We start from the raw sequence: 18,217 nt of genomic DNA on the forward strand, positions 1-18,217 counted from the left end.
CTGAGCGGCGCGTTCAGCCCAGCACCATCTCGACGAAGCGCTGCGCCGGCAGCGGCACCTCGCCGAGCCGGTGCGCGATGCCGAGCTCCCACTTGCGGCGGCTGGCCGGCACGTAGCGCAAGGTCACGCCCTCGATCGAGAAACGCGCGACCGAGGCCGGCACCAGCGAGATGCCCTGCCCCGCGGCCACCAGCGCCTGCACCGCATGGAACTCGCCGGCTTCCTGCACGATCCTCGGCCGGATCCCGTGATGTTCGTACAAGGCCATCACGGCCGCATGGAAACCGGGCGCGCGATCGCGCGCGATCAGCACCAGCGGCCGCTCGCCCACGCTCTTCATCGACACCGCCCGATCGGCCAGCGGGAAATCCCGCGGCAGCACGAAGGCGGGATAGTCGCTGGCGAGCCGATGCTGGCGCAGCCGGCGGTCCCGCGTGAGGCGCATGAAGGCGACGTCGAGCGAGCCGTCGGCGAGCGCTTTGGCCTGCTCGATCGACGGCAGGTCGCTCACCTGCACGCGCACCTCGGGATAACGCTCGCGAAACGCCGGCACGGTGGTGGCGACCAGGTCGATCGCCCAGGAACCGAAGCCGATCCGCAACTCGCCCAGCTCGCCGGCCGCGATGCGGCGCCCGCGCTCCAGCACCGCATCGGCGTGCTCCACCAGCCGGCGCGCTTCCTGGGCGAACAGGCGGCCCAGCTCGGTCAGCTGCGCGCCGTGCCGGCCGCGCGAGAACAGGCTGCCGCCGAGCTGCGCCTCGAGCTTGCCGAGCTGGCGGCTCAGCGCCGGCTGGGACAGGTTCAGCAGCGACGAGGCGCGGCCGAAATTCGGTGTCTCGACCAGGGCCAGGAAGGCGCGGAGCAGGTTGATTTCCATGCACGAAACGTATCACGGTGCGCCGTAAATGTCATTGGACGCATCGATCGGCAAGCCGTGTAATGAGCGCTCCTCCACTTCCGCGCCCCGCTTGCCGCTCGCCCGATGAACAATATCCTCACCGCCTCCGGCTGGGCCTTCGGCCTGCTCGAAACCGGCGCCGACGGCCGGATCGCCGCGATCCGCGCCAGGCCGGTCGGCACGCCCCTGCCCGGCTACGGCTACCTGCTGCCGGGTTTCGTCGACCTGCACGTGCACGGCGCGGGCGGGGTCGACCTGATGGACGGCGGCGAGGCCGCGCAACAGGTGGCCGCCTCGCTCGCGGCCAGCGGCACCACGACCTTCCTGGCGACCACCATGACGGCGCCGGAAGCCGAACTGCGCGAGGCCACCGCCGCGGTCGGCCGCGTCGAGCGCCGCGAGCGGCCGGCGCATTGCGCGCGCCTGCTCGGCGTCCATCTCGAAGGCCCGTTCCTCAACCCCGGGCTGCTCGGCGCGCAGCCGCCGCATGCGCGCCGGGCACGGGACGGCGAGATCGACACGCTGCTCGCGCTCGCCAGCGTGCGCCTGGTGACGCTCGCGCCCGAACTGGAGGGGCAGCTCGACACGATCCGCCGGCTGGTCCGGCGCGGCATCCGCGTCCAGCTCGGCCATTCGAGCGGCAGCTACGAGCAGGGCGTGGCCGCGCTGCAATGCGGCGCGAGCGGCTTCGCCCACCTGTTCAACGCCATGAGCGGGCTGCATCATCGCGCCCCGGGCCTGGTGGGCGCGGCGCTTGCTCATGCCGAATACGCCGAGATGATCCCCGACCTCGCCCATCTTCACGCCGGCGCGATGCGCGCGGCGCTGCGCGCGATCCCCAGGCTCTATTGCGTGAGCGACGCCTGCGCGGCCACCGGCATGCCCGACGGCGCCTACCGGCTGGGCGCGCAGCGCGTGTTCCGGCGCCCGGGCCAGGCCGGCGCACGGCTCGCCGACGGCCGGCTGGCCGCCAGCACGCTGACCCTGGATGCCGCGCTGCGCAACCTGGTGAAGCTCGGGCTGTCGATCGCCGACGCCTCGGACCGCGTCTCGCGCTTTCCGGCCGACTTCCTCGGCCTGCCCGAGCGCGGCCGGCTCGCGCCCGGCGCCTGGGCCGACACGGTGCGCCTCGATCCGGAACTGCGCGTGGAGGCCGTCACCATCGAGGGGCGCACGGTGGAGCGCGCGGCACCCTCGCGCCGACAGCCGCCCGAAAGCAGGCCCGACGACCGACCCGACCCGCGGCCCTGCACCGAAGCCGGGCATGTTTAGCCGCCAGCCGCGCAACAAGCCGCCGAACGGCGTGTTTCGGCATTTGCGCTGCCCCATTGCGCAACGCGAATGCACGGAACCCGCCAAAACCGTGCACACTTAGCACTTTCCGCTGCACCGCGGCACCGGTGCATCAGCCGTTCGTTCAACGCTCATCGACTTTGACCGCGAACCACCCATGACGAATCAGCACAACCAGCCCGCACAAGACCAACCCGTCGACATGATCATCTTCGGCGGCGGCGGCGACCTCGCAGCACGCAAGCTGCTGCCCGCGCTCTACATGGCGCACCTGCACCGCAACCTGCCGGCCGAGACGCGCATCATCGCGGTCGGCCGACGCGACTGGGGCATCGACGGCTACCGCAAGTTCATGGAGGAGCAATCGCGGCCCTTCATCGACGGCAAGGCCTTCGACCAGCAGGCCTGGGACCGCTTCCTGGACCTGTTCCAGTACGTGCTGATCGACGTCAACGAGGCCGGCGACTACCAGCGCCTGGCCGAAGCCTCCCGCAAGGAGGCGATCCGCGTGTTCTACCTGTCGACCTCGCCGGAGCTGTTCACCACCATCTGCGACAACCTCTCGAACGCGAACCTGCTCAACGAGAGCTCGCGCGTGGTGCTGGAGAAGCCGCTCGGTCACGACCTGGCCTCGGCCCAGGCGATCAACAACGACGTCGGCCGCCATTTCTCGGAATCGCAGATCTACCGGATCGACCACTACCTCGGCAAGGAAACGGTGCAGAACCTGATGGTGCTGCGCTTCGGCAACCCGATCTTCGGGCCGCTGTGGCAAGCGCCGTACATCCGCAGCGTGCAGATCACGGTGGCCGAGACGGTGGGCGTGGGCAGCCGCGCCGGCTTCTACGACCACACCGGCGCGCTGCGCGACATGGTGCAGAACCACCTGCTGCAGTTGCTGTGCATCGTCGCGATGGAGCCGCCGGTCTCGCTGGACCCGGACGCGGTGCGCGACGAGAAGCTGAAGGTGCTGCGCTCGCTGCGGCCGATGACGCCGGCCGACATCGCGCGCGACACGGTGCGCGGCCAGTACGCGGCCGGCGCGGTGGACGGCCAACCGGTGAAGGGCTACCTCGAGGAGGACAACGTGCCGCCCGATAGCCGCAACGAGACCTTCGTCGCGCTGCGCGCCTACATCAACAACTGGCGCTGGGCCAACGTGCCGTTCTTCCTGCGCACCGGCAAGCGGCTGCAGAAGCGCCAGTCGGAGATCGTCATCGAGTTCGCCGACCTGCCCTTCTCGATCATCCCCGACGGCCCGCGCCACTACAGCAACCGCCTGGTGATCCAGCTCCAGCCGGAAGAGTCGATCCAGTTGCAGATGCTGGCCAAGGAGCCGGGCAGCGGCATGAACATGGTGCCCGTGAGCCTGAACCTCGACCTGCAGCAGGCGATCCCGGAACGGCGCGCCGAAGCCTACGAGCGCCTGCTGATCGACGTGATCCGCGGGCGCCTCACGCACTTCATGCGCCGCGACGAGCTGGAAGCCGCCTGGGCCTGGATCGAGCCGATCCTCGATGGCTGGCAGCAGCCGGGCGACCGGCCGCGCCTCTACACGGCGGGCACCTACGGGCCGGCCGCCTCGTCGGCCCTGCTCGCGCGGGACAACATGTCCTGGGCCGAGGAGGCCTGAGCATCGGCGGCCGCTGAAGGCCGCCGCCCGATCCGCTTCGTCGATCGACCAGCCGGCCCGTGATGGCCGGCTTTTTTTGCGTCATCGTTCGTTAGGATCGCCAATCGTGTGCGGCAAGCCGCATCACGTCGCGCACGCGCGCCGCCTAGATCGCCATCCCACCGTCGATCGTCAGGCTCGAACCCGTCATGTAGCTCGATTCGGCGCTGGCCAGCCAGGCCACCAGCGCGGCGATCTCGTCGGCGTCGGCGGCGCGCTGCAGCGGGATCCGCGAGCGGACCGCCTCGATATGCTCGGCCGTCATGTCGGTGACGGTCGGCCCCGGCTGCACGTTGTTGATGGTGATGCCGCGCGGCGCGAGATCGATCGCGATGCCCTTGACCATCACCGCCACCGCGGCCTTGGTCATCGAATAGACGCTCGAGCCGGGGTAGCTGGTGCGCTCCGCCGTGTTGCTGCCGATCGTGACGATCCGGCCGCCCTGCTGCAGATGGGCGAGCGCGGCCTGGATCGACAGGAACACGCCGCGCACGTTGACCGCCAGCATCTGGTCCAGGTCCTCGACGGAAAACGCCGCCACATCGGCGATCCGCAGGATGCCCGCGTTGACCACCACGATATCGAGCCCGTCGAAGGCGGCCGCCGCCTGGTCGGCCGCGGCGCGGATTTCCTCGGCACGGGCGCTGTCGGCACGGATTGCCAACGCGCGGCGCCCCATCGACTCGATCTCGGCGACCACCTCGGCCGCCTTGTCGGGCGCCGACACATAGGTCAGCGCGACATCGGCGCCGTGGCGCGCGAGCCGGCGCGCGATCGCCGCGCCGATACCGCGCGAACCGCCGAACACGATGGCACGACGTTGCTGCAAGGGACGGGTATTCATGCTGCACTCCTTTCTGGATTATTCAGTCAAAAACTGACCATAAAAATGCCGGCCGCTTTGGCCGGCTGGTTTCAAGCCGCTTCGTCAGACCTTCAGGCTCGCAGGCGCTCCACCGCGAAACGCGCGATCCCGCGCAGGCTGTCCGCCGCGATGCCCGCGCGCGCCGCCACCTGGATCCCCTGCATGGTGACCTGGATGTAGCTCGCCGCCTGGCTCGCGTCGAGTTCCGCATCGATCTCGCCGCCCTGCTGCCCCTCGCGGATACGCTCGACCAGGGCCGCGTCGAGCACCGGCCCGAGCTGCTCGCGCATGGCATTCAGCTCGGGATCGCGCCCGCCAAATTCGCAGATCGCGTTCACGCCCATGCAGCCGGGCACCTGCTGATCGCAGCCGTCGTCGATCAGCCCGGCGAGCACCGCCTCGATACCGACAAGCGGCGACGCCGCGCTCTTCAGGCGCGTCAGATGCGTGGAGACGTTGCGCTGCGAATAACGCAGCAGCGCCTCGAGGTAGAGCTTGCGCTTGTCGCCGAAGGCGTTGTACAGGCTCTGCCGGCCGATCTGCATCGCGTCCAGCAGGTCGTCGGTCGACGTCGCCGCGTAGCCCTGCTCCCAGAACACGCGCAGCGCGCGGTCCAGCACCTCGTCTCGATCGAATTCCCTGGGTCTGACCATGGACGGAGAATACGGATTCTGGATTAGACAGTCAAGAATCGCGACGACGGAATTTTGTATGCCTTTGTAGCCCCGGCCTCGACATGCGCGAGCTCACTCGCCCGCGCGCGCGGCCTCGCCGGGCAGGATCAGGCGCTCGGGGATGCGGCGCGACGAGGCGCGCGCGCAGGCGTAGTACAGCAGCGCCGGCACCAGCAGGCCGAGGATCCAGGAGATGTCAGTGCCACCGAGCCGGTCGACCAGCGCGCCGGTATAGAAGCTGGTCGAGATGAAGGGCATCTGCACCAGGATGCCGATCACGTAGACGGTGATCGTCATGCGGTTCCAGCGCCCGTAGCGGCCCGCGGGATCCGACAGCGCCGGCACGTCGTAGCGCGAGCGCGTGAAGCAGTAATAGTCGACCAGGTTGATCGCGCTCCAGGGCGTGAAGAAGGCCAGCAGGAACAGGATGAAGGCCGTGAATTCCTTCAGGAACGAGTGGCGGCCCGCGATCGCCAGCGCCGTGGACACCGTCACCATCGCCAGGATGTAGACCAGCCTGCGCCGATGCGAGATCGTGCGCTGGCCGCGAAAGCCGCTGACGATGGTGGCCATCGACATGAAGCTGCCGTAGGCATTGAGCGTGGTGACGGTGAGCTTGCCGAAGGCGATGCTGAAATAGAGCAGCGCGGCCACCGCCCCGCTCGAACCGAGCCCGACGATGAAGGCCACCTCGTGGTGCGCGAACCGGGAGCCGGCCAGCGCGGCGGCGAACACGCCGAACACCATCGCGGCCTGCGCGCCGATCACCGAGCCCAGGCCGACCGCGAGGAAGGTGCGCGCCGAGGAGGTGCCGCGCGGCAGGTAGCGCGAATAATCGGCCACGTAAGGGCCGAAGGCGATCTGCCAGGACGCCGACAGCGACATCGACAGCAGGAAGCTGGCGATCGAGAAATGACGGTTGGTCAGCAACGCGCCGAGATCGTGGTTCGAGAACAGCCGCGCGAACATGAACAGGAAGGCGATCACGCCGATCACGCTGCCCACGCGGCCGACCAGGTGGATGGTGCGATAACCGAGGATGGTCAGGACCACGATGCAGATCGCGAACAATGCGATGCCGGCCACCTCGTCGACGCCGAGCAGTTGCGCGAGCGCCGTGCCGGCCAGCACCGAGCCGCTCGCCGAGAAGCCGATGTACATCAGGCAGACCAGCACCAGCGGGATCGTCGCGCCATAGACGCCGAACTGCACGCGGCTGGAGATCATCTGCGGCAAGCCGAGCTGCGGCCCCTGCGCGCCGTGCAGCGCCATCACCGCGCCGCCGATCAACTGCCCCAGCAGCAGCGCGAGCAGCGACCAGAACACGTCGCCGCCCAGCACCACGGCCAGCGCCCCGGTGACGATCGCGGTGATCTGCAGGTTGGCCGACAACCACAGCGTGAACTGGCTGGCGAGGCTGCCGTGGCGCTCCGCATCGGGGATGTAGTCGATCGATCGCGATTCGATCAGCTCGCCGCTCGCACGGCCCTCTCTCTGGTTCGCCACGTGCTGCGCTCCGGGTGATGTCGTCGATGGGGATTCGGGCAAGGGCCTCGGCCTGGCGCGAGGCACCCGCGCTCGAATCTTCTTGTATAGACAGGTCGGCAAGAATAGGGAATTACCCGGCGCGCCCGCCTGGGGAACGGGAGCCTGCTCGTCAAGCCGCCAGCAGCGCTCCCGGTTCGCGCGATGCCGCGATCCGGTTCGTCATCTCAACCGGCCAAATTTGAATAGTCAACCTGGACGTCGCATCGCCGCGTTCCGTCAATCGAAGGCCGGATGAAAATGCACCACGCCGGCCGGGATCGCCGCGGCCTCGCCCTGGAAGGATTGCGCCATGAAATACTCGGCCGGCACGTCCGGCACCGACAGGCGATGCGCGTGGTGGAAGCCGAAACGCGTGTAGTAGGCCGGGTCGCCCAGCACCACCGCGCCGGCCGCGCCGCGCTCGCGCATCATGGGCAGCGCCGCCTCGATCAGGCTCGCGCCGATGCCCTGGCGCTGGCACGCCGGGCTCACCGAAACCGGCGCGAGCACGAACCAGCCGGCCGCCGCCTCGGCGCCCTCAATGCGGATCGGCGAAAAGGCCAGATGGCCGACCATCGCGCCGTCCCGCTCGGCCACCAGCGACAGGCTCAGCGCCCCGGCCGCGCGCAACGCGGCGACGATCCGGTGCTCGGTCACGCCCTGCCCCGGCGCGTGATGCGGATGGTTGTGGAAGGCGGCCAGGATCAGGGCCTCGATGGCGGCGATGTCGGATTCGGTTTCGTGGCGGATGGGGGTCTGCATGGATTCGGAGGTCGATGAGGGCCGGCGGCGTATGGTGCGAACCAGCATACTGGAACCCGGCGATGGCCGGCGAGCCAGGTTGGCGCGGCCGACCCCGGAATTCGGCACACGCAACTGTAACCGAGGCGAGACCGGCGACGAACTTGGGCGGCCCCCTCCACTCACGAACTCGCCCACCATGACCGTCCACTTCTCCTGCACGATGTGCGGCCGCTGCTGCCACGACCTGCGCCTGCCGCTGTCCGTCGACGAAGCGCTCGCCTGGCTCGCGCGCGGCGGCGAGGTCCAGTTGTTCTGCGATGCGATCCCCTGGCCCGAGGAGCCGCCGCTCGACAACCTGCTCGCGCAGCATCGGCGGCGGCGTTCGTTCGCCGCCTCTTGCGGCGCGCTGCCGGTTCGCGTGTCGGTCACGCTGGTCGCGTCGTTCGCGGGGCCCTGCCCGCATCTGCGCGCCGACATGGCCTGCGGCGCCTACGAGCAGCGCCCGCGCGTGTGCCGGATCTACCCTGCCGAGGTCAATCCGGCGCTGGTGCTCGATCCGGCCGCGAAGGCCTGCCCGCCCGAGGCCTGGACGGAGGACAAACCCGTGTTGATCGCCGGGGGCCAGTTGGTCGACGCGCAGACCGCCGAGCTGATCACGCAATCGCGCGAAGCCGACCAGCGCGACCGGCTCGCCAAGGCCGGCGCCTGCGCCCTGCTCGGCTACGACATCGCGGCGCTCGCCAACGAAGGCTTCGCGATCTATACGCCGACGCGCCCGCGGCTGGCCGCGGCGCTCGAAGCCGCGAAGCAGGCGGCCGCGCAGGGCCGGCATGCCGAGCAAGTCGAACCGGCCTCGCCGATGCCCTGGACCCTGCTCACCAATCGCGCCGCGACGCTGGCCACGCTGCAGTCGATCGACGCGCTCGCGCAACTCGACGCGGCAACCTCGGCGAGCCGGCCCGAACTCGCCTATCTCGGCTTCTTCGAGAGCGATGCCGCGCCGACCTGAGGCATGCGGGCCTGGGACAGCCCGGTCTCAGCCCGCATGCGCGACGATCCCCGGCTGCCGTTTCACGCTCGGCCGTTCGCGCATCCTCGCGTACCAGGCATGCAGGGCCTCGTACTCGCGCGGCACCGGCAGCTTCACGATCGCCGCGAACACCAGGCCGCCGATCACTGTGATGTCGGCCATCGAGAAGGCATCGCCGGCGACGAAGGGCTGCCGCCGCAGCAGCTCGTCGAAGTAACGCATGGCCCGCAGGCCCTTGTCGCGCTGGCGAAAACCCCATTCGGCGTTCTGGTACAGCTCGACCTCGGGCCCCAGGCCCGGCGTGCCATGGTGGAAATAGACGCTGATCGTATCCAGCAGCTCGATCTCGGCACGCTTGTTCATCATGTGGATCAGCCCCTTCTCGCGCGGCGTCCTGCCGGTCAGGATCGGCGCGCCGTCCAGCGCATCGAGATACTCGGTGATGGCCGTGCATTCGGCGATGCAGGTGCCGTCCTCGAGTTCGAGCACCGGCAGCGTGCCCGAGTAATTCTTGTCCGCGATGAAGCCGGGCCGCTTGTGCTCGCCCTTGTACAGATCGACCGTCTCGAAGCGCACGCGCGAGTGCAGCCCCTTCTCGGCCAGGGCGATGCGCACGCGCGTCGGGTAGGGCCCGGTCGGGAAATCGTGGATCGTCATGAGGGGAATCGTTTCGGGATCGAAATCGGTGATGTCGGACTGCATGTCTTGCCTCTCCAGGTTGGGGGCCGCCGCCGGGATCGACGCTCGTCCGGGGCGGCAGGCCATTACACTATCTAACGGTTGTTAGGTTTACAGTAAAGCGTACAATCGAGCCCGTCAACGAATTTTTGTGGGGGCAGGAGAAGTGGCAAAGGAAGCGGGTATGAATTCGAAGGAGCGGATCCTGGAAGCCGCCACGCTGATCGCGCAGGCGCACGGCTACGTCGGCCTGAACCTGCGCGATCTGGCCGACCAGGTCGGCATCAAGGCGGCCAGCCTCTATCATCACTTCGCGAACAAGGCCGAGCTGGGCGCGGCGGTGGCGCGCCGGTATTGGGAAGACACGGCCGTCGGGCTGGACGCGCTGCTCGACGAGGCCGGCAGCCCGGCCGAGGCGCTGCGACGTTATCCGGAGATGTTCCGCAAGGCGCTGGTGACCGGCAACCGGATATGCCTGTGCAGCTTCATGGCGGCGGAAAGCGAGGACCTGCCGGAGCCGGTGCTGGTCGAGGTGCGGACTTTCGCCGACGTGAACGTGGCCTGGCTGGAGCGCATGCTGAAAGCGGCCAAACTGACCAAGCCGGCCGACAACGCGGCACGCGCGCGCGCGATCTTCGCGGCGATCGCCGGGGCGCAGTTGATCGCGCGCAGTCGTGGCGATGTCGCGGTCTACGACACCCTGGTGGAGGGATATCGCGCCGCCGGGCTGTTGCCGAAATAGAGGAAGGAAGCGGCGCGAGCCGCATCGGGCGGGCCGGGAGGCCCACCGGAGCGACGCGCCTCGCCGCGAAGGAAACCGCCAGCCGCGCCGGCGGCGTTCAGGCCGCCGCCCTCGCCTTCAGCGCGAGCCAGGCCGGCGCGTGATCGATCGAGCGCAGGAAGGCTTCGAGATTCGCCCGCGACAGCGCCACCGTCGCCGAGTTGTCGAGCGGATGCAGCAGGAACACGGCCTCGCCGGCCAGTTCCGCGTCGATCACGAGACGCACCTGCCCGGCGGGATCGTTGACCAGCGCCAGCGGGCTGACCGAGCCCGGCACCACGCCGAGCAGCGCCTGCAGGTTCTCGGCCGAGGCGAAGGACAGGCGCTTGCTGCCGAGCGCGACGGCCGCCTCGGCGAGATCGAGCGACTTGCCGCCGGTGGTCATCACCAGGAAGAACCGGCCGCCCTTGTCCTTCAGCAGCAGGTTCTTGCAGCGCGCGCCCTGCAGCGACAGCACCAGCGTGTCGGATTCCATCATGTTGAACACCGGCTCGTGATGCTCGCAGTCGAACGCAATGCCCGCCTGCGCCAGCAGCGCCAATACCTCGTCTTTTCCTTTCATCGCCTCGCTTACCTTGCTCGATTCGTTGACGGCGCGCGCTCAGGCCTCGAACACCGGCAGCACTCGACATAATTCAACTGGTCTGAAAAGCGCCAGGCAGGTCAGATCACTGACGCGTAGTAGGCGTCCGTCGGCGAAGCGCCAGCAGCGTACATCAATCCGCCAAAGATTCCCGCAAGCGGGCTGCCCAGCATATTGTCCAAGGTTGCCGCTGCCTGGCTCGGCGCTGTATATGCCGGCTGCTGCGCATCAGTTGCAACCGTAACTCCATTGGCAACGGAAATGTTGTTGCCTGCCAGATAGGCGCGTGACTCCTGGTATGCACATGCCAGCGAGCCGGGCGACTCACACGCCGTGGCCAGCGTCTGGTCATTCGCGCTCGACGTCTGCATCAACGTGGCGACGGTGGTGCACGCGGAGGAATTTCCGCTATCGCATGCGGCCATGGCGGACTGAAGTTGCTGCGCCTGCGATTGCTGGCCCGGTAAGACCGTAACGTGGTTCAGCCAGTTATTCAGTGTCTCATTCTGAGCCGCCGTCACCGCGCCCTGTACATTGAACCCGAGAGAGCCGGCGACGCTGCCGCTCACCAGCGTTTCAATCGCCGTCAAGACCGCCGGCGGGATGTTGCCGTTCGCATCAATGATCGGGTTCAACCCAGCCGACACCGCCCCACCAATCGCCCCACCCGCGCACCCCGTCCCCATCGCCGCCGAACTCGCACACCCCAAGGCAGCATGCGCGAGCCAATACCCAGGCGTCCCCGCCTCGACCAGCCCGCGAGCCGGCGCTGAAGCTCGGCCAAGGCCGCCAGGCCGGCACCCGGCATCAACACCAGCGGCCGGTGCTCGGGCCGCCCCTTGAAGCTGAGGACCTGATCGAAGCCCAGTTCGAAGGCCGGCATCTCGACGCTGGCCGCCGCGATGCACGCGCGGGCAAGCTCGACCTCCGGGACATGCAGGTAATCGCCCACGAGCTGCAGCGTGACGTGCAGGCGCGCCGCCTCATGCGGCTTGCCGCCGATGCTCGCCTCGGCCGCCAGCCGGCTGCCGCGGTGCGCGATGCGCTCGGCCGTGCCGGGATCGGGCATCACGGCAAAGAACAGGCGATGTTTCGGAATCCATGGTCCGGTGTCGAATCCCGGCAGGGCCAGTTGGGGCGTATCGGTTTCGGCGCTTCGCATCGGGCCACCTCCAAACGGCGCAAGAGACGTATTTCCCTCATTTCAGGACAGATGCGGCGATCGCTTCTTTTCTCCTTAGAATGCGACTTCACCAGGGTTTTCAGCCGGCCACCTCATCATGCATCGAATCGGGTTCTACGTTTGTCGCGGTTATGATGCGCTCGATCTCGCCGGGCCGCTGTCGAGCTTCAACCAGGTCGCCACGGCCGCAGGCCACAGCCCCTACGAGCTTCACGTGCTTTCGCAGGCGGGAGGACCGGTTCACGGCAACGCGGGGCTGCCGATCGAGACCCGGCCGATCGGCAGGCGCGCGTTCGACACCGTGATCTTCGTGGGTGGCGATATCGCCCCGATGGAGGAAGCGGACAACATCGCCGCCGCCCGGAAATTGAGCGCGAGGGCCTCGCGGGTGGCGAGCGTGTGCACGGGCGCCTTCCTGCTGGCGGAAACCGATCTGCTCAACGAGCTGAGAGCGACCACGCACTGGCGGTATGCCGCCCAGCTGCAATCCCGCTTCCCTCGCGTCAGGGTCGAGAGCGACAGCATCTACATCGCGGACGGGCGCATCTGGACCTCGGCGGGCATCGCCTCCGGCATCGACCTGGCGTTGGCGATGATCGAGCAGGACATGGGCGCGGACGTCGCGCGCACGGTGTCGCGGCTACTGGTGGTGCCCTATCGTCGGCCGGGAGGCCAGTCGCAGTTCTCGGCCATGTCGCAGATGGAGCCGGAATCGGATCGCATCCGCATCGCCCTGAACTTCGCCAGGGAGCATCTGGCGGAGGCGCTGCCGGTCGAGCGGCTCGCGGATGCAGCAAGATTGAGTCCTCGCCAATTCGCGCGGGCGTTCCGTCGCGAGACGGGCGAGACGCCCGCCAAGGCGGTGGAACGCCTGCGCGTGGAGGCGGCGCGATTGCGCCTGCAGGACGGCAGCGAGCCGATCGAGCAGATCGCGCTGGCGGTGGGCTTCGTCGATCCGGAGCGAATGCGCAGGGCCTTCGTCAAGCTGCACGGGCATCCTCCGCAATCGATCCGGCGCGAGAGCCGATTGCTCGGCAAGCGCTGATCGGGGGACGATCAGCGCGGGTAGTCGTTCCACATGTCGCGATGCAATTTCCAGGCGCCGCCCTGCTTCAGGAAGACGAGGATCTGCTTGCCGCGGATCTCGAGCCTTCCCTCGTGATCGCGAACCTCCGCGTCCGACACCTCGGTCACGATCCGCTCGTCGCCGTAGAACTCGTAGTGGCTGAACGACACGGTGCCCGGTTTCGTTCCGGCATAGCCCTTGTTGAAGTAGTCGGTGATCGCGCTGGCACCCGTGACCTTGTCGCCGCCGGGCGGCAGGAGCGTGCCGTCGCTCGTGTAGAGCCGGCCGATCGCCTCGTAATCGCCCCGCGCGAAGGCTTGCGCCCAACGTGCGTTCTCGGCCTTGATGGCCGCCTGGATTTCGGGCTGCGGGCTGCCGTCGGCTGCCGGCGAGGCGAACGCGAGAACGGGAAGACAGGCCGCCAGGACGGCGGCATAAAAACGAATCGGTTGCATCGAATGATTTCCGAACAAGATGTGGATCGGGGAAGACGACGCGCCGAGCGGCGCGCATGCGGCATGCTCAGCGAACGCCCGGAATTCGCGCGAGCCCCTTGGAGGCACCGGGCAGTTCCTTGTCGACCATCGCGACCACTTCCGGCCGCGCGTCCCTGGGATGGCCGGAATGGAACGGCGGCGCCGGGTCGTATTCGATGACGAGTTGCGTGAATTCGGCGGCCTGTCGTCCGCGCAGCTTCTCGGCCACGCGCAGCGCGAAATCGATGCCCGCCGTCACGCCGCCGCCGCTCATGAAGCGGCCATGGTCGTCCTCGACGAAGCGATCGGGAACGGGGATCGCGCCGTATTCGGCCAGCTTGTTGACGAAGGCCCAGTGGCAGGCGCTGCGCTTGCCCTTGAGAACGCCGGTGGCGGCCAGCACCAGCGATCCGTTGCAGACCGAGGTCACGTACTTGGCGCCCTCGGCCAGGCGACGGATCTGGGCTTGATATTCCGGGCCCATCGGCACCGACAGATCGGATCCGCCGGGCACCAGGATCAGGTCCGTGCTTTCGATATCGGCCAATCGCTCGGTGTTGCCATACACGACGCCGAATTCGAGCGTCACGTTGCCACCGTTCAGGCTGGCATAACGGACCTTCGTGTTCGGCAGCCGGTGGAAGATCTCGCTGGGGCCGGCGAAATCGAGCAGGGTCCCGCCGTCGTAGTTCACGATCAGGATATCGAGCGGCTCGTTCGGCGCGAGTTCGCCCTGGCTCGCCGTTTCGGCGAGAGCCGGGCTGGCGTGGCCGAGCAGGACGCCCCCACCCAGCACGGCGCCGAGCGTGGCGGCGCCGCCGAACCTGAGGAGGCTGCGCCGGGCATGGCCTGCCCGGTCGAGTGCCTCGTCGGCGATAGGCTTGTTGCTTTGGTCGGTCAAGATCGTTTCTCCTTGTACTGCGGCCCCTACGCGAGCGCAGCCGCCTCGGGCCGGATTGAAGCACCGCCGCGGCGGACAGCCGGGCGGGCGTTTGATGAAGAGGGAAGTCGCGCAGCCAGGATTTAAAGCTGCGAGGCGCCGCCGTCGACCACCAGCTCGGTACCAACGACGTACGAGGATTCGTCGCTGGCGAGGTAGAGCGCCGCGTGGGCGATGTCCTCGGCCTGGCCCACATGGCCGACCGGAATGGCTTGGGCGAACTCGGCCTTGCGCTCGCGAACCCACTCGTCCGACATGCCCCACCTGCCGATCAGCGGCGTGTCGATCACACCCGGTGCGATCGCGTTGAAGCGGATCCTGCGATCGAGGAATTCGTGGGACCAGCTGCGGGCCAGCGATCGCACGGCAGCCTTCGCCGCAGCGGTCAGCGAGATGCCGTGCTTGCCCGTCTGGGCAACGAAGGATGTATTGAGGATGACTGACGAGCCTTCGCGCAAGAAAGGCAGCACGGCCTGCAGCGTGAACACCACGCCCTTGACGTTGATGTCCATGATCTCGTCATAAAGCGCTTCGTCGATGTCGCCGATAGCGGACGGGAAGGCCCAGCCCGCGTTGGCGAACACGATATCGAGGCCGCCGAACCGCTCCTGCACCTCGGCCGCGATCGCGCGCATATCCCCGATCGAGCGCACGTCGCCCTTCAGGACCAGCGCGTGCTCGCCGAGTTCGTCCCTCACGCGCTCGAATACGGCTTCGTCGCGGCCCGTGACCGCCACGCGCGCGCCTTGCGCAATGAAGAGCCTGGCCGTCGCGAGGCCAATGCCGCTGGTGCCGCCGGTGATCAGCGCCGTCTTGTTGCTGAGTCTCATCTTCGTGTTCCTCTATCTGCTTCGCCATGGATCGGGCTGAAGTCCGGCGCATCGTTGCGCCGGCTCCGGCCTGATTTCGTGAGCAGATTATGGAATCCGTGGAAGATGGCTCAAAGGACTTATAACCCTCAAAAAAAGCCATTCCCGCTTCATGGTCGGGATTCGGCGAACCGGGGATGTCGAGGACGGCGCGCCGCCGACGCGCACTACGCGCCCTTCTTGTCCAGCAGCGCCTGGTACTTCTGCAGGCTCTCGTCGATCTTGTCGAGCGCGATACTGGCAGCCTCCCCTTCGATCGCCTCGGCGGCACCCGCGACGAGCGCCGCGGTGGCGACGAACAGGTCCGTCAACAGCAGGCCCATCGCATCCATCGCCATCCCGGGCACGTTCTCGTCGACGGTCTTCTGGGCCAGATCCTTCATCAGCACGCTCTTGCCCGCGATCGCCAGCGAGGTCGACGCCTCGAAGTAATTGGCCGCAGCCTGCGCGACCATGCCGCCCGCCTGCGTGATCATCATGTTCGGGCCGACGGCGATCTGCGTGCTCGCGTAGGATGCCGCCTCCGCGTTGATCGCCTGCACGGTCTGCAGCGCCGAGCCGCCCGCCCCGGGCGCATCCGCGATCCGGTTCGGTGCCTTCAGCGCATCGGTGAGCCGGCGCAGCCGGTTCACCGGCCAGGTGCGCGCGACGCTCGTCGAAGGCGCGACCTGCGGCTCGGTGGCGGGCGGCGGCGTCCCGCCCGCCGCCGCCGCATCCGCAACATCGCGCGGCGTCTGCAATGCGCCGTCGCCGCGTCCGCCCAAAAAGCCTTTCATGTTCATGGTTCAGGTATCCCGAGAATCGGCACGTTTCAATGCGTGGACTCCATCTGCGGCCCGCTCGTCGTGACATGGGACGCGCCGGCCGATCCGCCGCCCGCCCCGCCACTCGATGCGCCGCCCGTCAGCCCGCCCGATCCGCCCTTCGGCGAGGCTTCGACCGACAGGATCATCGCCACCGCCTTCGACACGACGGCATTCGAGATCTGGTTGAGCGCCGCCTGCTGCTGCGTCATGTTCTGCGCCGAGATCCCGACGGCCTGGCTGAACATCTGGTAAAGCGTGCCCAGCGCCTGGGCTGGAGAAACCGCCACGACGCTCACATTGTTCTGCGTCAGCGCGTCGGTGACCTGCTCATTGACTTTGTCTGCCACGAGGCCTCCTCGGATCTCGGCTCCGGCATGCGATTGAAGGAACGGCGGGCCGGCAGGCCATCGACGCCGCGTATGCGCTTAGGAACGCTGCGTGAGCGCGTTCGTGAACGCATTCAGGCGAGGTCCGCCCGCAATTTCTTGCGCAGCAGCTCGACGCGTTTCCTGGCCAGCGGCTCGTTGATCCCGAGCATCGCCGCGATATGCGGATAGGGCTGCTCCTCCTCGAACTTCAGCGTGAACAGCACCTGCTGTTGTCGGGGAAGCGCGGCCAGCACCTGTTCGAGGCGCGACAGTTGCTGCCGCAACAACAACTGCTGCTCCACCGACGGCGCATGGCCGGCCAGCTCGACGATGTGGTCGTCGTCCCAACCCGGGTCGAATTCGAGCAGGCCGTTTTCGCGCTGGCGATGACGGGCGCCGGAGAGGAAGGCGTGGTTCATCGCCAGGAACAGGAAACCGGCCAGGTTGCGGACGCGATCGGGAGAGCGCTGCAGGTAGATGTGGACCTTGAGCGCCGTATCGGACAGCAGTTCGTCGGCGCGATGAATATCGCCCTTGCACAGCATTCGCGCGCGGCGCCGCAATTTCCCCTGCATTTCGCGCCAGGTCTGATCGAGTTGTTGCCCCGGTGACGCTGGCGTGGGGGCCGCGTGTTGATTTGAGTTTGTCATCCCGTGCGTTCCTTTTTTATGGAAAACACAGAATCGATTCGATGCCGCGAATGGCGCTGTTACCTGCGTAACACCGAATTTGGATAATCAGCTTAGTAAATTTTCCTGATTATTATGAACGAAAATTTCTAATTCCCCGGCATGGCCCGAACCCTTGTTTCATGCGCGCCGCCGGGCGTGAACAACGGCATTTTGTGATGAACAAGAACGACTACCGCCGCGATCTGTTCGCGCGCCGGCACGCTGCTCCCGGGTCGATCCAGCAAGCATCCTTGCCGCCGAAGGCCGCCCTATCCGGATTGCTTGCCGATCATTCCGCGCCTTTCATTATTTCGTTATTCACGCAATGCCAAAGGCAGCGTTTTCCGCTAGGTGGGCGCATCGTCAAACTACCTCGCACGGAAAACATGCCTGTCCTTGCCGACGCTGAAATACTGCGTAATATTCCGATACTCGCGGATCTTCCGGAAAACCTGCTCGCGCATATCGAGCGGCATCTCGCGCCCTGGCCCGAGCGCGGCCATCGCCTGTTGTTCTTCAAGGGAGATCCGGAAAATTTCATTGCCTTCGTGCACCGCGGCCGCGTCTACAAGACCTTGCACGAACCCGGCGGACGCGAGGTCATCCTCGGCCACACCCTGCCGGGCGAATTGCTCGGCGAGAGCACGCTGCTGCGCGCCCATCGGCGCAGCTTCACCGCCCAGCTGAGCCACGACTGCCGCATTTCGCTGCTGCATCGCCAGCACTTCGCGCCCTTGCGCGCCAACGCGGATTTCATGGAGCGCATCTACGAGCAGCTGTGCCGGCATATCCAGCAACTGAGCGATTTCACCGAATCGGCGTGCCTGTACCGGCTCGAGGCGAGGCTCGCGCGCCATCTGCTGAATCGCGTGCAGGGGAAGGATCTCGAGGTGGCGCTGCCGGAAAGCCAGAGCATCCTGGCCGCGATGCTCAACGTGAGCCGGCCGCGGCTGAACAGCAGCCTGCAGAAGATGCAGCGCGACGGCCTGATCCGGCTCCACGAGCACGGCGTGACGATCGAGAAGCCGGAGCGGCTGCGCAATATCGCCGACGCCAATTGAGGCCTCGGCAAGCACGCAGGGCGTGCCGTGCC

At 67.5% G+C, this 18,217-nt stretch carries 21 protein-coding genes; 6 read left to right on the forward strand and 15 right to left on the reverse strand.

Annotation, left to right across the window (positions count from 1 at the left end):
• Window positions 1-13 precede the first annotated feature (13 nt).
• Window positions 14-877 (reverse strand): LysR family transcriptional regulator, encoded by an 864-nt coding sequence (locus FB600_RS24710; protein WP_036051113.1) that lies wholly within the window; start codon window positions 875-877, stop codon window positions 14-16.
• 105 nt (window positions 878-982) lie between these two features.
• On the opposite strand from FB600_RS24710, the gene FB600_RS24715 reads away from it, so the two are divergent.
• Window positions 983-2,170, forward strand: a complete 1,188-nt coding sequence (locus FB600_RS24715) for an N-acetylglucosamine-6-phosphate deacetylase (protein WP_046579812.1) — start codon at window positions 983-985, stop codon at window positions 2,168-2,170.
• Window positions 2,171-2,348: 178 nt separating this feature from the next.
• Window positions 2,349-3,824: a glucose-6-phosphate dehydrogenase gene (gene zwf, locus FB600_RS24720; protein ID WP_013698410.1), complete on the forward strand. Its 1,476-nt coding sequence runs from the start codon at window positions 2,349-2,351 to the stop codon at window positions 3,822-3,824.
• Window positions 3,825-3,969: 145 nt separating this feature from the next.
• Here the strand turns inward: zwf and FB600_RS24725 are convergent, their stop codons facing one another.
• From FB600_RS24725 to FB600_RS24740, 4 genes are all read right to left on the reverse strand, one after another.
• Entirely contained in the window at window positions 3,970-4,707 is a 738-nt protein-coding gene (locus FB600_RS24725) for an SDR family NAD(P)-dependent oxidoreductase (RefSeq protein WP_080959669.1), read from the reverse strand.
• Window positions 4,708-4,799: 92 nt separating this feature from the next.
• Window positions 4,800-5,381, reverse strand: a complete 582-nt coding sequence (locus FB600_RS24730) for a TetR/AcrR family transcriptional regulator (RefSeq protein ID WP_046579816.1) — start codon at window positions 5,379-5,381, stop codon at window positions 4,800-4,802.
• 93 nt (window positions 5,382-5,474) lie between these two features.
• Complete coding sequence (locus tag FB600_RS24735; RefSeq protein WP_145757509.1) at window positions 5,475-6,908, reverse strand: purine-cytosine permease family protein; 1,434 nt, start codon at window positions 6,906-6,908, stop codon at window positions 5,475-5,477.
• 258 nt (window positions 6,909-7,166) lie between these two features.
• Window positions 7,167-7,691, reverse strand: a complete 525-nt coding sequence (locus FB600_RS24740; protein ID WP_046579821.1) for a GNAT family N-acetyltransferase — start codon at window positions 7,689-7,691, stop codon at window positions 7,167-7,169.
• Window positions 7,692-7,869: 178 nt separating this feature from the next.
• Here FB600_RS24740 and FB600_RS24745 point away from each other — a divergent pair, with 178 nt between their 5' ends.
• The gene (locus tag FB600_RS24745) at window positions 7,870-8,682 is read left to right on the forward strand and encodes a YkgJ family cysteine cluster protein (RefSeq protein WP_145757510.1); all 813 of its coding nucleotides are present in this window, start codon (window positions 7,870-7,872) and stop codon (window positions 8,680-8,682) included.
• Window positions 8,683-8,709: 27 nt separating this feature from the next.
• Here FB600_RS24745 and FB600_RS24750 read toward each other — a convergent pair whose 3' ends face one another.
• On the reverse strand, window positions 8,710-9,405 hold the full coding sequence (locus FB600_RS24750; RefSeq protein WP_096748656.1) for a glutathione S-transferase: 696 nt from the start codon (window positions 9,403-9,405) through the stop codon (window positions 8,710-8,712).
• Between the two features lie 160 nt (window positions 9,406-9,565).
• On the opposite strand from FB600_RS24750, the gene FB600_RS24755 reads away from it, so the two are divergent.
• On the forward strand, window positions 9,566-10,123 hold the full coding sequence (locus FB600_RS24755) for a TetR/AcrR family transcriptional regulator (protein ID WP_186467878.1): 558 nt from the start codon (window positions 9,566-9,568) through the stop codon (window positions 10,121-10,123).
• A gap of 97 nt (window positions 10,124-10,220) precedes the next feature.
• On the opposite strand, the gene FB600_RS24760 is transcribed toward FB600_RS24755, so the two are convergent.
• The 3 genes from FB600_RS24760 to FB600_RS24770 form a co-directional block, all read right to left on the reverse strand.
• A complete protein-coding gene (locus FB600_RS24760; protein ID WP_046579829.1) occupies window positions 10,221-10,724 on the reverse strand; it encodes a prolyl-tRNA synthetase associated domain-containing protein in 504 nt (167 codons plus the stop codon).
• Between the two features lie 101 nt (window positions 10,725-10,825).
• Entirely contained in the window at window positions 10,826-11,380 is a 555-nt protein-coding gene (locus FB600_RS37800) for a DUF6862 domain-containing protein (protein WP_230686121.1), read from the reverse strand.
• Window positions 11,377-11,907 carry a 2'-5' RNA ligase family protein gene (locus tag FB600_RS24770; protein WP_261383457.1) on the reverse strand — a complete coding sequence of 177 codons (531 nt, stop codon included), beginning with the start codon at window positions 11,905-11,907 and terminating at the stop codon, window positions 11,377-11,379. Before FB600_RS24770 ends, FB600_RS37800 begins: the two co-directional genes overlap by 4 nt.
• Before the next feature lie 118 nt (window positions 11,908-12,025).
• Between FB600_RS24770 and FB600_RS24775 the strand changes: the two genes are divergently transcribed.
• Window positions 12,026-12,973: a GlxA family transcriptional regulator gene (locus FB600_RS24775; RefSeq protein WP_098153901.1), complete on the forward strand. Its 948-nt coding sequence runs from the start codon at window positions 12,026-12,028 to the stop codon at window positions 12,971-12,973.
• Between the two features lie 11 nt (window positions 12,974-12,984).
• On the opposite strand, the gene FB600_RS24780 is transcribed toward FB600_RS24775, so the two are convergent.
• The 6 genes from FB600_RS24780 to FB600_RS24805 all read right to left on the reverse strand — a co-directional run bounded on the left by FB600_RS24780 (window position 12,985) and on the right by FB600_RS24805 (window position 17,103).
• Complete coding sequence (locus FB600_RS24780) at window positions 12,985-13,449, reverse strand: YybH family protein (RefSeq protein WP_020381303.1); 465 nt, start codon at window positions 13,447-13,449, stop codon at window positions 12,985-12,987.
• Between the two features lie 67 nt (window positions 13,450-13,516).
• A complete protein-coding gene (locus FB600_RS24785) occupies window positions 13,517-14,371 on the reverse strand; it encodes a DJ-1/PfpI family protein (RefSeq protein WP_145757512.1) in 855 nt (284 codons plus the stop codon).
• Window positions 14,372-14,493: 122 nt separating this feature from the next.
• Window positions 14,494-15,240 (reverse strand): SDR family oxidoreductase, encoded by a 747-nt coding sequence (locus FB600_RS24790; protein ID WP_046579835.1) that lies wholly within the window; start codon window positions 15,238-15,240, stop codon window positions 14,494-14,496.
• A 206-nt stretch (window positions 15,241-15,446) separates the two neighbouring features.
• Window positions 15,447-16,055, reverse strand: a complete 609-nt coding sequence (locus tag FB600_RS24795; RefSeq protein WP_227742961.1) for a hypothetical protein — start codon at window positions 16,053-16,055, stop codon at window positions 15,447-15,449.
• A gap of 35 nt (window positions 16,056-16,090) precedes the next feature.
• Window positions 16,091-16,432: a RebB family R body protein gene (locus tag FB600_RS24800; protein ID WP_046579838.1), complete on the reverse strand. Its 342-nt coding sequence runs from the start codon at window positions 16,430-16,432 to the stop codon at window positions 16,091-16,093.
• A 113-nt stretch (window positions 16,433-16,545) separates the two neighbouring features.
• Entirely contained in the window at window positions 16,546-17,103 is a 558-nt protein-coding gene (locus FB600_RS24805) for an RNA polymerase sigma factor (RefSeq protein ID WP_046579840.1), read from the reverse strand.
• 197 nt (window positions 17,104-17,300) lie between these two features.
• Between FB600_RS24805 and FB600_RS24810 the strand changes: the two genes are divergently transcribed.
• Window positions 17,301-18,185 carry a Crp/Fnr family transcriptional regulator gene (locus FB600_RS24810; protein WP_244102680.1) on the forward strand — a complete coding sequence of 295 codons (885 nt, stop codon included), beginning with the start codon at window positions 17,301-17,303 and terminating at the stop codon, window positions 18,183-18,185.
• Window positions 18,186-18,217: the final 32 nt, after the last annotated feature.

The organism is Burkholderia sp. SJZ089 (genome assembly GCF_007828315.1).
Taxonomy (GTDB): Bacteria; Pseudomonadota; Gammaproteobacteria; order Burkholderiales; family Burkholderiaceae; genus Burkholderia; species Burkholderia gladioli.